Raw genomic sequence first — 14,811 nt, 5'->3', positions numbered from 1 at the left:
CATCGGGAACTTTGTGGACATCACCCAATTACTGGCCTTCAGCGTCAAGAACAAGGCGTCTGACCTGCACCTCTCCTCCGGTCTGCCCCCCATGATTCGCGTCAATGGCGACGTGCGGCGCATCAACGTCGAAGCGCTCGATCACAAGCAGGTGCATGCCATGGTGTATGACATCATGAACGACTCGCAACGCAAGGTGTATGAAGAGTTTTGGGAGGTTGACTTCTCGTTCGAGATTGAAGGGCTGGCCCGCTTTCGGGTCAATGCCTACAACCAGCAACGCGGGGCGGGTGCGGTGTTTCGGACCATCCCGAGCAAAATCTTGACCCTGGAGCAATTGAACGCACCGAAGATTTTTGCCGATCTGGCGCTCAAACCGCGCGGCCTGGTGCTGGTGACCGGCCCCACCGGGTCCGGCAAGTCGACCACCCTGGCGGCCATGGTCAACTTTCTCAATGAAACCGAGTTCGGCCACATCCTGACGGTGGAAGACCCGATCGAGTTTGTGCATGAGTCCAAAAAATGTCTGGTCAACCAGCGCGAGGTTGGCACCCACACGCTCAGTTTTGCCGCCGCCCTGCGCTCGGCCCTGCGCGAAGACCCGGACGCCATTCTGGTGGGCGAAATGCGCGACCTGGAAACCATCCGCCTGGCCATGACCGCCGCCGAAACCGGCCACCTGGTGTTTGGCACCTTGCATACCTCCAGCGCTGCCAAGACCATTGACCGCGTCATCGATGTCTTTCCGGCCGAAGAAAAAGAGATGGTGCGCGCCATGTTGTCCGAATCCCTGCAGGCGGTGATCTCGCAGACCCTGTGCAAAACCAAGGACGGCCAGGGCCGGGTTGCGGCGCACGAGATCATGCTCGGCACCAGCGCCATCCGCAATTTGATCCGTGAGGCCAAGGTGGCGCAGATGTATTCGAGCATTCAGACCGGCAACAGTGTGGGCATGCAGACACTGGATCAGAACCTGAGTGATCTGGTCAAACGCAACATCATCAGTCCGTCGGAAGCGCGCTCCAAAGCCAAGATTCCGGAGAATTTCCCCGGCTAAAGCAGGGCTCCCACGCTGGTCACGGCGTGTGTTGCGCTGCCCCCACGACCCAATCAACAACGAGGTGTTCTCATGGAACGCGATCAAGCCACCAAATTCATCAACGATCTGCTCAAGCTGATGATCAGCCGCAACGGCAGCGATTTGTTCCTCACGGCCGATTTTCCGCCCGCCATCAAGGTGGACGGCAAGGTCACCAAGGTCTCGCCCCAAGCGCTCACCGCGGCGCATACCCTGTCGTTGGCGCGCTCCATCATGAGCGACAAGCAGGTGGCCGAGTTTGAACGCACCAAAGAATGCAACTTTGCCATCGCACCGCCCGGTGTTGGCCGTTTTCGCGTCAGCGCCTTTATCCAGCAGGGCCGGGTTGGCTTGGTGCTGCGGGTCATACCGCTGAGCGTGCCCACTATTGATGGTTTGGGTGTGCCCCCGATACTCAAGGAAGTGGCCTCTGCCAAGCGCGGTTTGTGCATTTTGGTGGGAGCTACCGGCTCCGGCAAATCGACCACCCTGGCCGCGATGGTTGACTGGCGCAACGAAAACTCGTTTGGTCACATCATCACGGTTGAAGACCCGATTGAGTTTGTGCATCAGCACAAAAACTGTGTGGTGACCCAGCGCGAGGTCGGCATCGACACCGACAGTTGGGAAGCGGCGCTCAAAAATACCCTGCGCCAGGCGCCCGATGTCATTCTGATGGGCGAAATTCGCGACCGCGAAACCATGGAACATGCGGTCGCGTTTGCCGAGACCGGGCATTTGTGTCTCGCCACCTTGCACGCCAACAGCGCCAACCAAGCGCTGGACCGGATCATCAATTTCTTCCCTGAAGAGCGCCGCGCGCAGTTGCTGATGGACTTGTCGCTCAACCTGAAGGCGCTGGTGTCGCAGCGGCTGATCCCGAAACAGGATGGTCGCGGGCGCTATGCGGTGGTCGAGATCATGCTCAACACGCCGCTTATCTCCGACATGATCTTCAAGGGCGAAGTCTCCGAGATCAAGGAGATCATGAAGAAAAGCCGCAACCTGGGCATGCAGACTTTCGACCAGGCCTTGTACGACGCCTACGAAGCCAACCTGATCACCTACGAGGACGCCCTGCGCAACGCCGATTCACTCAATGACCTGCGCCTGCAGATCAAGCTCAACAGCCATCGCGGCAAAGCCCAGGACCTGAACGCCGGTACCGAAAATTTCTCCATCGTTTAAAGAGCACCATGAACAACACGCCTCGCAAAACATATGAACCCACCCCTGCCCGCAAAGTCGCCTTTCTGGGCCTGGGCGTCATGGGCTATCCGATGGCCGGGCATCTGGCACAGGCCGGTCACCAGGTCACGGTGTACAACCGAACTGCTTCTAAATCAATAGCATGGTGCTCAGAATACACGGGGGCTGGAGCCGTAAAACATGCTCAAACGCCGAGACTGGCGGCGCAACAAGCCGAATTCGTTTTTTGTTGTGTGGGCAACGACGATGACCTGGCGCAAGTCACTTTGGGCGCGGACGGCGCCTTTGCCGGTATGGAGCCGGGCAGCGTGTTTGTGGATCACACCACCGCCTCGGCCCGCGTGGCGCGCGAGCTGTACCGCGCGGCCAAAGACATGGGCCTGCACTTCATTGATGCGCCGGTATCGGGCGGCCAGGCTGGCGCGCAAAACGGTGTGTTGACCGTGATGTGCGGCGGTGATCAGGCCGCGTTTGACAAGGCGCAACCGGTGGCCATGGCCTTTTCCAAGGCCTTTACGCGTCTGGGCGAGAGCGGCGCTGGTCAACTAGCCAAGATGGTGAACCAGATTTGCATTGCCGGGCTGGTGCAGGGCTTGAGCGAGGCGATTGCCTTTGGCCAGCAGGCCGGTCTTGACATGAACCAGGTGCTCGACGTGATTGGCAAGGGCGCAGCACAGAGCTGGCAACTCGACAACCGGGGCAAGACCATGGTGGCCGACAAGTTCGATTTTGGTTTTGCCGTCGACTGGATGCGCAAAGACCTGGGGCTGGTGCTGGACGAAGCCAAGCGCAACGGTGCGCGCCTGCCGGTCACCGCGCTGGTGGACCAGTTCTATGCCGACGTGCAACACATGGGCGGCCAGCGCTGGGACACGTCGAGCCTGATCAGGCGGCTAAGATAATGTCTCCCCACGTTTCCTAGGGGCGGCCCGTCGGAAAATTGCTCTATTTCTTGGTCTCAACCGGGGCCGGTTTGGGCAGCAGGTTCTTCAGCTCTTCTTCGCTGATGATCTCCAGCACGCGCACGACTTTTTGCACGCCGCCGGTGGAGCGGGCAATGTCGGTGGCCCGGTTGGCTTCGCGCTGGGTCACGCGTCCCATCAAATAGGTGGTGCCGCGCTCGGTCACCACCTTGAAGGCGTTCGCATACAGGTCCTTGGCGTCGATCAAAGCCGCTTTGACCTTGCCGGTCACCAGCGCATCCGAAGAACGCTGGGTCAGGGTGGAGTGCCCCAGCACCGCCAGCTCATTGACGATGGCGCGCACATTTTCAACCCGTGACACCACTTGTTCCACCAGTTGCTTGTCCTGTGCGTTGGGCACCTCGCCCGTCAACAGCACCTGACGGTTGTAGCTGGTCACGCTGACGTGGACCCGGTCCCCGAGGTTCTCGCTGATGCGGGCGGACGCGTGCAGCTCAATGCCCTCGTCTTCAATTTGTGTGCCCGTGGTACGGCGGTCGGTGGCCATCAGCGAGCCCATGACGGCGCCGCCCATGATGACGGGGGCGCAAGCGCTCAGTGTGCTGCCCAGACTGGCGCTGAGCACCATGAGGGTCAAAAGTTTTTGAGTTGCAAATTTCATGGTCATGTTTCCTGATCTCCAAGTAGCTGCGCGTCCACTGCGTCGCAAATGCAATGCAGCGCCAGAATGTGGACTTCCTGAATGCGCGCGGTGCGGTCGTGGGGCACACAAATGTGCACATCGGTATCGCGCAGGGCGTGGCTCATTTTGCCGCCACCGTGTCCGGTCAAGCCCACCACCACCATTTCGCGCTCGTGCGCGGCCTCAATGGCGGCCAGCACATTGGCTGAATTACCGCTGGTTGAAATAGCCAGCAACACGTCGCCGGGTTGCCCCAGGGCGCGCACCTGGCGCGAAAAAATCACGCTGAAGTCGTAATCGTTGGCAATCGCCGTGAGGATGGAGCTGTCGGTGGTCAGCGCAATAGCCGCCAGCTCCGGGCGTTCGCGCTCAAAGCGCCCGACAAATTCGGCAGAGAAATGCTGCGCATCCGCCGCCGAGCCGCCGTTGCCGCAGGCCAGCACTTTGCCACCGCTGGTGACGCAGGCCAGCAGCGCCTGCACGGCGGCGGCAATCGGTTTGCTCAAAATGGGCGCGGCCTGGTATTTCAGGTCAGCGCTGTCGATAAAGTGTTGTTGAATACGTTGCTCAAGCATAGGCGCGATGATACCCGGCCCCTTCTTATGCCGTGCTTAACAGGCCTCAAAGGCCGCTTGCAACCATTGAATGACACCGCACTCCAGCGTCACCACATCAAAGCGGCAGGGCGGCGGCTCGCGCAAGCGCATCAAATAATGACGCGCCGCAAAAATAATGCGCCGCTGCTTGGTGACGCTGATGCTGGCCGCAGCCCCGCCATGGCTGGCGTTGGCGCGTTGACGCACCTCGACAAACACCGTCGTGCCATCCGGCGCGCGCATGATCAGGTCAATTTCTCCGCCCCCGCGCCCTGGCGTCCGATAATTGCGCTGCAGCAGGCGCAGACCCGCCTGCTGCAGATGGCGCAGTGCGGACTCTTCGGCTGCATCGCCTGCTTGTTTGCTGGTGCCGACCTGGGTCTTGATTTGAGGAATTGCCATTGACTTCTGTTTACGCTTCTTTGTATGCCTCTGCTTTGGGCGCCGCGTCTGAGGCGGCCGGTGGCCAGAATTATCCGTCCGGCGCGCTCTACGTGGTGGCCACGCCGATCGGCAACTTGGCCGACATCACCTTGCGCGCGCTGCATGTGCTGCAGTTGGCCGACACCATCGCCTGCGAGGATACGCGCCATACCCAGGCCTTGCTGCGTGCTTACGGCATTGACAAATCAAATGCGCAATTGCTCGCCGTGCACCAGCACAACGAAGCGCAGGCGGCGCAAATGGTGATTGAGCGGCTGCAGCGCGGTGAACGCGTGGCCTACGCGAGCGATGCCGGCACCCCCGCCGTCAGCGACCCTGGCGCACGCCTGGTCGCCAGCGTACGCCAGGCCGGGCTGCCCGTCGTGCCACTGCCCGGTGCCAGCAGCGTCACGGCCGCCCTGAGCGTGGCGGGCATTGCCGGGGACGACGCGCAGCATGGCGGATTTGTCTTTGTTGGTTTCCTGTCGTCCAAATCGAGCGAGCGTGCCAGCGCCATTGAAGCGCTGGCGCTGGAAGCGCGCGCGGTGGTGTTGCTGGAGGCGCCGCACCGGATTGAAGCGCTGGCTGCGGCGTTGGCCACTCTGGGCGAACGACCTCTCACGATTGGGCGAGAGCTGACCAAGCAGTTTGAAGAAATCGCCACCATCGCGGCGCATGATTTCGCCGGCTGGCTGCAACACGACACCAACCGCAGCCGCGGCGAGTTTGTGCTGGTGCTGCATCCGGCCGCCGTGGTGGCCGATGCGGGCGCCGAGCAGCGCATCCTCCAACTGCTGTTGGCCGAACTGCCTTTGAAGACCGCCGTCAAACTGACCGCCGACATCACGGGCGCCTCGCGCAACGCCTTGTACGAGGCGGCGCTGGCCATGAAGAAGGGGCAGGCAGAGTCATAGCCCGGCCGGGTTAATGATGGCTGGTGGTTCGATGGCAAAACGATCATGAGGAACACGAAAAAAGGCGGGATTCACTGCGGTTCTGCGATGAAGATCGTTGGGTACGCCTGATGTACATCGGAAAGCTCGCCAAATTGAGCGGGGCAACACCAAAGGCGATTCGCTTGTATGAGGCGATGGGTCTTATTCCCGTTCCCAGCCGACAGGGCCAGTACCGCGTTTACTCGTTGAAAGACGTGTCGCTGGTGCATATGATCCGGCGTGCTCAGGCTGTCGGTTTCAGCCTTGCCGAATTGAAACCCCTGGTTGCACTTAAAGCTAAAACCAATCAGCTTTCCATAGAGGAAGCGAACCTTCTGATTGCCAGGAAACGGGAAAAATTGCGCAATGACATGGACAAGATCATGTCGCAAGACCAGCAACTGATGGCGCTTCATGAAGAGCTCAATCGGATTTCCGAATAGAAATCAGGAGCGAGTTGCGCTGATAGCTTGACTCTGCCCCTAGGGACAAGGCTGATGATCCAGGTATCACCTTTTCCAACTACGAGGCAGCGATGGTAAAAATCAGCATTTTGTATCCGAACAGCAAGGGCTCACGATTCGATCTGAGCTATTACAGTCAAACACATATGCCAATGGCTATCGACCTGCTTGGCACTCACACCGGCTTTAAAGGTGTTTCGGTGGAACACGGACTTGGAGGCGCAACTCCTGGTACAGAGGCGACCTATGTCGCCATGTGTCACTACCATTTCGATGCAGTTGAAAGCTTCATGGCTGCATTCACACCACACGCGGCGATACTCCAGAATGACATGCAAAACTACACAGACATTGAGCCGGTTATTCAGGTCAATGAAGTGTTGATTTCTCGGTAGTTATTGCCTTATCACGTGACACATCGGCTGGTTCATGAAAGTCCCCGCCATTTCTGGCTGTCGGCATTTATCCGGACATCAGACGCCGGCTATGAACGACTGTTCTTATTGACGCCGTGAGCGTCATCGGCATTGGCGCCGATGACGGCTCCTGAATGTCCACGATTAGCTCAGTGGCCAATCACGCCGCTGCGGCGCCCGTCAAAGCGGCGCAAACTACACCCTCCAGCATGGACCGTGTCATCTCCCGGCTTAAGGACGTTTTGTGTACGACGGCGAAAAATTCAACAGTGTCAGTCACCTGATTGGCTCGGCATTCTCCATCTCTGGCCTGTCCATTCTGGTCACGGTGGCAGTCATGCAAGGCGATCCGTGGAAGGTGGTGAGTTTCAGCATCTATGGCACGACGCTCGTGCTGCTGTATTGTTTCTCAACCATTTACCACAGCATCCAGCATCAGCGCGCCAAGGCGATTTTGCAAAAAATCGACCACAACGCCATCTACCTGCTGATTGCCGGCACCTATACGCCGGTCGCGCTGGTCACCCTGCGCGGACCTTGGGGCTGGACGCTGCTGGGTTTGAGTTGGGGGCTGGCGTTATTTGGTATTGCCCAGGAGCTGACGCTGGGTCGCCACACGCGTCGTCTGTCAATGCTGTTGTACCTGCTGATGGGTTGGCTGGTGGTCATCGCCATCAAGCCATTGACACACGTCATGCCACTGGCCGGTCTGGTTTGGCTGGTGGCGGGAGGCATCGTGTACAGCCTGGGCATCTACTTCTACGTGTATGGTGACCGCCGCCGCCATTACCACGGCATTTGGCACCTGTTTGTGCTGGGGGGCAGCTTCTGCCATTTCATTTGCATCTTGCTGTATGTGGCGTGAGCGGCGTTTCAGTTCATTTCAGCTGGATTCAGACATCAGCCAGAGGCCATCCGACGCGACGGACTTGGCTGTTTAATGTCTCTGCCCTACACTTTCCCGCTTCAAAGAGGCCTCCGACTTGCAGTCGGTGACCCCGCAGCGCGCACTGACCGCGCCGCGTTGACCCTGCACGCCTGGAGACCCGCCAACCATGAACGCCTCATTGCCCGACCTTCTACCCCAAGCGCTGGCCAGTGCCACGCTGGACGACAAATATGCGCTGGACAAAGGTCGTGCCTTCATGAGTGGCGTGCAAGCCCTGGTCAAACTGCCGATGTTGCAGCAGGCGCGTGACCAACTGCTTGGCAAAAACACGGCTGGGTTTATCAGCGGCTACCGCGGTTCGCCGCTGGGCAATTACGACCAGGCACTGGTCAAGGCGGAGAAACACCTCAAGGCGAAGAGCATCGTTTTCCAGCCTGGTGTTAATGAAGAACTGGCCGCCACCGCCTTGTGGGGCACCCAGCAGCTCGGTTTCGCACCGCCCGGCTCCAACAAGTTTGATGGTGTGTTTGGCATCTGGTACGGCAAGGGCCCGGGCGTGGACCGCTGTGGCGACGTCTTCAAGCACGCCAATATGGCGGGCACCACGCCGTGGGGCGGCGTGATCGCCGTGGCGGGCGACGACCACATCTCGAAAAGCTCGACCGCAGCGCACCAGAGCGACCATATTTTCAAGGCCTGCGGTACGCCGGTGTTTTTTCCGGCCAGCGTGCAGGAGATTCTCGATCTGGGTCTGCATGCCTTTGCCCTGAGTCGTTTTTCCGGGGTCTGGGCCGGCATGAAGACGATTCAGGAGGTCGTCGAATCCAGCGCTACCGTGATCATTGATCCGAACCGGGTGCGGATCAAAATTCCGACCGATTTCGAGATGCCGCCGGGCGGTGTGCACATTCGCTGGCCCGATGCAGCCCTGGCGCAGGAGGCGCGCCTGTTTGACTTCAAGTGGTACGCGGCGCTGGCCTATGTCCGGGCCAACCGGCTCAACTACAACGTGATCGAGGGCCCGAATGACCGTTTTGGCCTGATTGCCAGCGGCAAGGCCTTCAACGACACGCGCCAGGCTTTGCTCGATCTGGGGCTGGACGATGCGACCTGCCAGCGTTTGGGCATCCGTTTGCACAAGGTCGGCGTGGTGTGGCCGCTGGAAGCCCAGCTGACGCGCGAATTTGCCACCGGCCTGCAGGAAATTCTGGTGGTGGAAGAAAAGCGCCAGATCATTGAGTACCAGCTGAAGGAAGAGCTGTACAACTGGCGTGCTGACGTTCGGCCCACCGTGCTGGGCAAGTTCAACGAGGTTGACAGCGGCTCGGCAGGCTCCCACTATGGCAGCGGTGGCGAGTGGTCGATGCCGAACCCGAGTGCCAATACGCTGTTGCGCGCCAATGCCGACTTGTCGCCCGCCCTCATTGCCCGGGCCATCGCCCAGCGCTTGAAGAAAATGGGCCTGGACGCCGACACGACGGCGCGCATCGACGCCCGACTGGCTATTCTGCAGGCCAAGGAGCAGGCCATGCAGATGCTTGAAGTGAGCAGCGTCAAGGGGGCCGAGCGCCAACCCTGGTTCTGCTCCGGCTGCCCGCACAACACCTCGACCAAAGTCCCCGAGGGCTCGCGTGCCATGGCCGGCATTGGCTGCCACTTCATGGCGATCTGGATGGACCGTGCCACCGTGGGCTTTACCCAGATGGGTGGCGAGGGTGTGCCCTGGGTCGGCCAGCAGCCCTTCAGCACCGAACAGCACGTGTTTGCCAACCTGGGCGATGGCACCTACTTTCACAGCGGGCTGATGGCGATTCGCCAGGCTATCGCGGCGGGCGTGAACATCACCTACAAGATTTTGTACAACGACGCGGTTGCCATGACCGGTGGCCAGCAAATTGGCGAGCGCCCGGAAGGACACTCCGTGGTGCAGATTGCCCAGAGCATGCGGGCCGAAGGTGCTATCAAAATAGTGGTGGTGACGGACGAACCGGACAAGTACGCCCACATCACCGGCTTGCCCGAGGGCATTGCCGTTGAACACCGCGACGAACTCGATCGCCTCCAGCGCGAGTTCCGGGAAATCAAGGGCACCACTGTCATCATCTATGACCAGACCTGTGCCACCGAAAAACGGCGCCGGCGCAAGCGTGGCAGTCTGGTCGATCCGGCCAAACGGGTTGTCATCAATGAATTGGTGTGTGAGGGTTGTGGCGACTGCGGCGTGCAGAGCAACTGTCTGAGCGTGGAGCCGCTGGAGACCGAGTTTGGCCGCAAGCGCCAGATTAACCAAAGTACTTGCAACAAGGACTATTCGTGCGTCAAGGGGTTTTGCCCGAGTTTTGTCACGGTAGAGGGCGGTCAGCTCAGAAAGAAATCAAAGGGCCAGGGACCGTCACCGTTTGATGCGGCATGGGGCGCGTTGCCGGAGCCGACGATGGCTTCGACGATCGGCCAGCAAAGCCAGGTGTGGGGCATTGTCGTCGCCGGTGTCGGCGGCACCGGCGTCATCACCATTGGCCAGTTGCTGGGCATGGCGGCGCATCTGGAGGGCAAGGGCATCGTGACGCAAGATGCGGGCGGCCTGGCGCAAAAAGGCGGCGCCACCTGGAGCCACGTGCTGATCGGCGCCTCACAAGACGCCATCCGCACCACGCGCGTGGGCATGGCGGGGGCCGACCTCATCATCGGCTGCGACCCCGTTGTGGCGGCCAGCACGGAAACCCTGCTGCGCATGCTCAGGGGGCGCACGCAGGTGGCGCTGAACTCCCACGCCACGCCAACGGCCGCTTTTGTCAAAAACGCCAACTGGCAAAACCCGGCCGAGGCCTGCGTCAGCGACATCGTCAAAACAGTGGGACTCGATGCGGTGGCCGCATTCAACACGGAGCTCGCGGCCACCCGTCTGATGGGCGACAGCATTTACACCAACCCGATGCTGCTCGGCTTTGCCTGGCAAAAGGGGTGGATTCCGCTGCAGCAAGCCTCGCTGCTGCGCGCCATCGAGCTCAATGCGGTGGCGGTCGAGCAAAACAAGACCGCGTTTACATGGGGCCGCCGCGCGGCGCACGATCCTGCTGCGGTTGACGAGCTGCTCAACCCGGGGCAAGTGGTGACTCTTGCCAAGCGCAGTTCACTCGATGAGTTGATTGCCAAACGGGTTGTGTTTCTGACGGCGTACCAGAATGGCGCTTACGCTGAACGCTACAAATCCTTTGTGCAGAAGGTGAAAAGTGTGGATGAGTCGGTCGGCCCCAGGAGCCTGGCTCTGAGCGAGGCGGTGGCGCGCTACCTGTTCAAGTTGATGGCCTACAAAGATGAGTATGAGGTGGCGCGTTTGCATAGCCACAGCGATTTCAACGCCAGGATAGCCGCCTTGTTTGAAGGTGATTTCAAGATTCACTACCACTTGGCGCCCCCCTTGCTGGCCAAAAAGAATACGCGCGGCGAGTTGCAAAAGCGGCCCTACGGCCCCGCCACGTTGCTGGCCTTCAAGGTGCTGGCTCAGTTCAAGGGCCTGCGCGGCACGGCGCTGGATATTTTTGGCAAGACCGAGGAGCGTCGCCAGGAGCGCGCCCTGATCACCGAGTACCAGGCCAGCATCAATGAGTTGCTTGACGTGCTGGGCCGCAACCAGTCAGGGGGGCAGTCGGGTGAAGGCGAGCAGACGCATTACCAGCTGGCACTGGACATTGCCCGTATTCCGGAGCAGATCCGGGGGTTTGGACACATCAAGGCGCGCCATCTGAGCGCGGCGCGTCAAAATTGGCAAGAGTTGATGACCCGGTTTCGGGGCTTCGTGGCCCCGCATACAATGCCCGGTTGACTCTTTTTTACACCAATCGGCGTGAAAAACTGCGGTGCATCTTGTTTTTTTAACCAACGATTTTGGAGTTACCCGTGTTTATTTCTTCTGCCTTCGCCCAAACCGCCCCTGCCGCCGCTGGCGGCGATATGCAATCTTCACTCATGAGCATGCTGCCGCTGGTGCTGATGTTCGTGGTTTTGTATTTCGTCATGATCCGCCCGCAGATGAAAAAACAAAAGGAACATCGCGCCATGATCGAGGCCCTGGCCAAGGGCGACGAAGTTGCCACCGTCGGGGGCATGCTGGGCAAGGTCAGCAAGCTGGGCGAGGGTTATTTGACGCTGGAAGTGGCGCCCAACGTTGAAGTTCAAATTCAGCGCAGTGCCGTGGTGCTGGTCTTGCCCAAGGGCAGTATCAAGTAAGCAGCAGTTACAACATCGAGAAGCGCGATCATGAATCGTTACCCAGTCTGGAAGTACGTGATCATCTTGATCGCGCTGGTGGTGGGGGTCGTGTACACCCTGCCCAATTTTTTTGGTGAAGCCCCGGCGGTGCAGGTGTCGGCGGTCAAGGTGGGCGTCAAGGTCGACAGCAGCACAAAAGTGCAAGTCGAAGCAGTCTTGCAGACCGCAGGCCTGGCCGCTGATGTGGTGACGCTGGACGGCAACTCGGTCAAAGCGCGCTTTGGCAACACTGAGACCCAACTCAAGGCCAAGGATGCGATTCAAAAAGCCTTGATTCCTGACCCGGCCAACCCCAACTACATAGTGGCGCTTAATTTGCTGTCGCGCTCCCCGACCTGGCTGACCGCTTTGCGCGCCTTTCCCATGTATCTGGGGCTGGATTTGCGGGGCGGCGTGCACTTCATGTTGCAGGTGGACATGCAAGCGGCGCTGACTAAAAAAGCTGAATCGTTGACCGGTGACATTCGAACCAGCCTGCGCGAGAAAAATGTTCGCCACAGCGGCATCAACCGCAACGGCCAGACCATCGAAGTGCGTTTTCGCGATGCGCAAACGCTTGAAGCGGCCAAAGAGATCCTGCTGGATCAATTTGCCGACCTGCAATCGGTGGACGCGCTGGACGGCACCGATTACAAACTGACGGCCTCCATCAAGCCCGTGGCGGCGCTACGGGTGCAGACCCAAGCGCTCAAGCAGAACATCACCACCTTGCACAACCGTATCAATGAGCTGGGTGTGTCTGAACCGGTCATCCAGCAGCAGGGCTTGGACCGGATTGTGGTGGAGTTGCCGGGTGTGCAGGACACCGCCAAGGCGAAAGATATTCTGGGGCGCACCGCCACCCTCGAAGTGCGCATGGTGGATGAAAGCAGTGAAGCGCGGGCGGCCGAGGGTGGTACGGCGGCGGTACCGTTTGGGTCCGAGCGCTTCCTGGAACGCAGTGGCCAGCCCGTGATCGTGAAAAAACAGGTGATTTTGACCGGTGAGAACTTGACCGATGCCCAGCCCGGTTTTGACAGCCAGACGCAAGAAGCCGTGGTCAACCTGACGCTGGACGCCAAGGGCGCGCGGATCTTTCGCGATGTCACGCGTGAAAGTGTCGGCAAGCGCATGGCGATTTTGCTGTTCGAGAAGGGCAAGGGCGAAGTGGTCACCGCGCCCGTGATTCGCTCGGAGATTGGCGGCGGACGGGTGCAGATCTCGGGCCGCATGACCGCGATGGAAGCCACCGACACGGCCTTGCTGCTGCGCGCCGGCTCACTGGCCGCACCGATGGAAATCATCGAAGAAACCACCATTGGCCCAAGTCTGGGTGCGGAGAATATTGCCAAGGGCTTTAACAGCGTCACCTACGGCTTTGCGGCGGTCACGGTCTTCATGTGCGTCTACTACGTGCTGTTTGGCCTGTTTTCGAGTATCTCGCTGGCCGTCAATCTGCTGCTGCTGGTGGCGGTGCTGTCGATGCTGCAGGCCACCTTGACGCTACCGGGCATGGCCGCGATGGCGCTGGTGATCGGCATGGCGATTGATGCCAACGTGCTGATCAACGAGCGGGTGCGCGAAGAGTTGCGCAATGGCGCCTCGGCGCAGGCCGCCATCCACGCTGGCTATGACCGGGCCTGGGCCACGATTTTGGATTCCAATGTCACCACCTTGATTGTCGGGCTGGCCTTGTTGACGTTCGGTTCCGGTCCGGTGCGTGGCTTTGCGGTGGTGCACGTTCTTGGCATTCTGACCAGCATGTTCTCCGGCGTGTTCTTTTCCAGAGGCCTGGTCAATTTGTGGTACGGCCGGCAAAACAAGCTCAAGACGGTGTCCATTGGGACCATCTGGCGCCCTGAACCCGATGCGCCGGTAGCCCCGAAATAAGCGCGAACTACAGCGAGATATTCATGGAATTTTTCAAAATCAAACGCGACATTCCGTTCATGCGGCATGCCATCATTTTTAACGTGGTGTCGCTCGTTACCTTTCTGGCAGCGGTTTTCTTTTTGTTCAGCCGCGGTCTGCATCTGTCGGTGGAGTTCACCGGTGGCACCTTGATGGAGGTGACCTACACGCAGCCGGCTGACTTGAACCTGGTTCGCAGCACGGTGGCCAAGCTCGGTTTGAACGATGTCCAGGTGCAAAACTTTGGCACCGCGCGTGATGTACTGATCCGTCTACCGGTGCAAAAAGGCGTCACTTCTGCCCAGCAGAGTGTGCAGGTGATGGCCGCACTCAAGGCGGCGGATGCGTCCGCGGTCATGCGCCGCACCGAATTTGTGGGTCCGCAGGTGGGCGACGAACTCGCTGCTGACGGCCTGAAGGCGCTGGCCTCCGTGGTGGTCGGCATCATGCTGTACCTGTCAATCCGGTTTGAATGGAAATTCGCGGTGGCGGCGATCATCGCCAATTTGCACGACGTTGTCATCATCCTCGGGTTTTTTGCGTTTTTCCAGTGGGAGTTCTCACTTCCGGTGCTGGCCGCCGTGCTGGCGGTGCTGGGTTATTCGGTCAACGAGTCGGTGGTGATTTTTGACCGGATTCGCGAGAATTTCCGGCGCTATCGCAAGATGAACACGATGCAGATCATCGACAGCGCCATTACCTCGACCATCAGCCGGACCATCATCACACACGGATCAACCCAGATGATGGTGTTGTCCATGTTGTTGTTCGGGGGCGCCACGCTGCATTATTTTGCCCTGGCCCTGACCATTGGCATTTTGTTTGGCATTTACTCTTCGGTTTTTGTGGCGGCCGCCATTGCCATGTGGCTGGGCATCCAGCGCGAAGACCTGATCAAGGGTGGGGCCAAAAAGGAAGAAGACCCGAATGACCCCAACGCTGGCGCCACCGTTTGATCAAACCGTGTGCCCAGGCCCATCCGGGCCGTGACGGATCGTTCCGTGCCGACGCCGTTGTTTTGGTCTGACTAGAATCAA

The 14,811-nt window shown here is 59.6% G+C and carries 14 protein-coding genes; 11 read left to right on the top strand and 3 right to left on the bottom strand.

Going from position 1 to position 14,811, the window contains the following annotated elements; genetic code table 11:
- Window positions 1-13: 13 nt before the first annotated feature.
- The 3 genes from RFER_RS19695 (at window position 14) to RFER_RS19685 (ending at window position 3,189) form a co-directional block, all read left to right on the top strand.
- Window positions 14-1,057 (top strand): type IV pilus twitching motility protein PilT, encoded by a 1,044-nt coding sequence (locus RFER_RS19695; protein ID WP_011466140.1) that lies wholly within the window; start codon window positions 14-16, stop codon window positions 1,055-1,057.
- A gap of 72 nt (window positions 1,058-1,129) precedes the next feature.
- Window positions 1,130-2,266, top strand: coding sequence for a PilT/PilU family type 4a pilus ATPase (locus RFER_RS19690; RefSeq protein ID WP_011466139.1), 1,137 nt, complete (start codon window positions 1,130-1,132; stop codon window positions 2,264-2,266).
- A gap of 8 nt (window positions 2,267-2,274) precedes the next feature.
- Complete coding sequence (locus RFER_RS19685; protein ID WP_011466138.1) at window positions 2,275-3,189, top strand: NAD(P)-dependent oxidoreductase; 915 nt, start codon at window positions 2,275-2,277, stop codon at window positions 3,187-3,189.
- Window positions 3,190-3,232: 43 nt separating this feature from the next.
- Here the strand turns inward: RFER_RS19685 and RFER_RS19680 are convergent, their stop codons facing one another.
- The 3 genes from RFER_RS19680 to RFER_RS19670 are packed head-to-tail and all read right to left on the bottom strand — an operon-like array spanning window position 3,233 to window position 4,890.
- Window positions 3,233-3,871: a BON domain-containing protein gene (locus tag RFER_RS19680; protein WP_425057069.1), complete on the bottom strand. Its 639-nt coding sequence runs from the start codon at window positions 3,869-3,871 to the stop codon at window positions 3,233-3,235.
- 2 nt (window positions 3,872-3,873) lie between these two features.
- Window positions 3,874-4,467, bottom strand: coding sequence for a phosphoheptose isomerase (locus tag RFER_RS19675; RefSeq protein ID WP_011466136.1), 594 nt, complete (start codon window positions 4,465-4,467; stop codon window positions 3,874-3,876).
- Window positions 4,468-4,503: 36 nt separating this feature from the next.
- On the bottom strand, window positions 4,504-4,890 hold the full coding sequence (locus RFER_RS19670; protein WP_011466135.1) for a YraN family protein: 387 nt from the start codon (window positions 4,888-4,890) through the stop codon (window positions 4,504-4,506).
- Here RFER_RS19670 and rsmI point away from each other — a divergent pair.
- The 8 genes from rsmI (at window position 4,890) to secF (ending at window position 14,730) form a co-directional block, all read left to right on the top strand.
- Window positions 4,890-5,825, top strand: coding sequence for a 16S rRNA (cytidine(1402)-2'-O)-methyltransferase (gene rsmI, locus RFER_RS19665; RefSeq protein ID WP_041791011.1), 936 nt, complete (start codon window positions 4,890-4,892; stop codon window positions 5,823-5,825). The two genes, RFER_RS19670 and rsmI, sit on opposite strands and share 1 nt — an antisense overlap.
- A 110-nt stretch (window positions 5,826-5,935) precedes the next feature.
- A complete protein-coding gene (locus tag RFER_RS19660) occupies window positions 5,936-6,289 on the top strand; it encodes a MerR family transcriptional regulator (protein WP_011466133.1) in 354 nt (117 codons plus the stop codon).
- A 92-nt stretch (window positions 6,290-6,381) separates the two neighbouring features.
- The gene (locus RFER_RS19655) at window positions 6,382-6,705 is read left to right on the top strand and encodes an EthD family reductase (RefSeq protein ID WP_011466132.1); all 324 of its coding nucleotides are present in this window, start codon (window positions 6,382-6,384) and stop codon (window positions 6,703-6,705) included.
- 265 nt (window positions 6,706-6,970) lie between these two features.
- Entirely contained in the window at window positions 6,971-7,591 is a 621-nt protein-coding gene (trhA, locus tag RFER_RS19650; RefSeq protein WP_011466131.1) for a PAQR family membrane homeostasis protein TrhA, read from the top strand.
- 190 nt (window positions 7,592-7,781) lie between these two features.
- Window positions 7,782-11,438 (top strand): indolepyruvate ferredoxin oxidoreductase family protein, encoded by a 3,657-nt coding sequence (locus RFER_RS19645; RefSeq protein ID WP_011466130.1) that lies wholly within the window; start codon window positions 7,782-7,784, stop codon window positions 11,436-11,438.
- Between the two features lie 74 nt (window positions 11,439-11,512).
- A complete protein-coding gene (gene yajC / locus RFER_RS19640) occupies window positions 11,513-11,842 on the top strand; it encodes a preprotein translocase subunit YajC (RefSeq protein ID WP_041791009.1) in 330 nt (109 codons plus the stop codon).
- Between the two features lie 30 nt (window positions 11,843-11,872).
- Complete coding sequence (gene secD / locus RFER_RS19635) at window positions 11,873-13,753, top strand: protein translocase subunit SecD (protein WP_011466128.1); 1,881 nt, start codon at window positions 11,873-11,875, stop codon at window positions 13,751-13,753.
- 23 nt (window positions 13,754-13,776) lie between these two features.
- Window positions 13,777-14,730 (top strand): protein translocase subunit SecF, encoded by a 954-nt coding sequence (gene secF, locus RFER_RS19630; protein WP_011466127.1) that lies wholly within the window; start codon window positions 13,777-13,779, stop codon window positions 14,728-14,730.
- Window positions 14,731-14,811: the final 81 nt, after the last annotated feature.

It is taken from the genome of Rhodoferax ferrireducens T118 (assembly GCF_000013605.1).
Classification (GTDB): domain Bacteria; phylum Pseudomonadota; class Gammaproteobacteria; order Burkholderiales; family Burkholderiaceae_C; genus Rhodoferax; species Rhodoferax ferrireducens.
The sequence above is the reverse complement of the archived record's forward strand: the minus strand, read 5'-3'. Positions and strand labels throughout refer to the sequence as shown.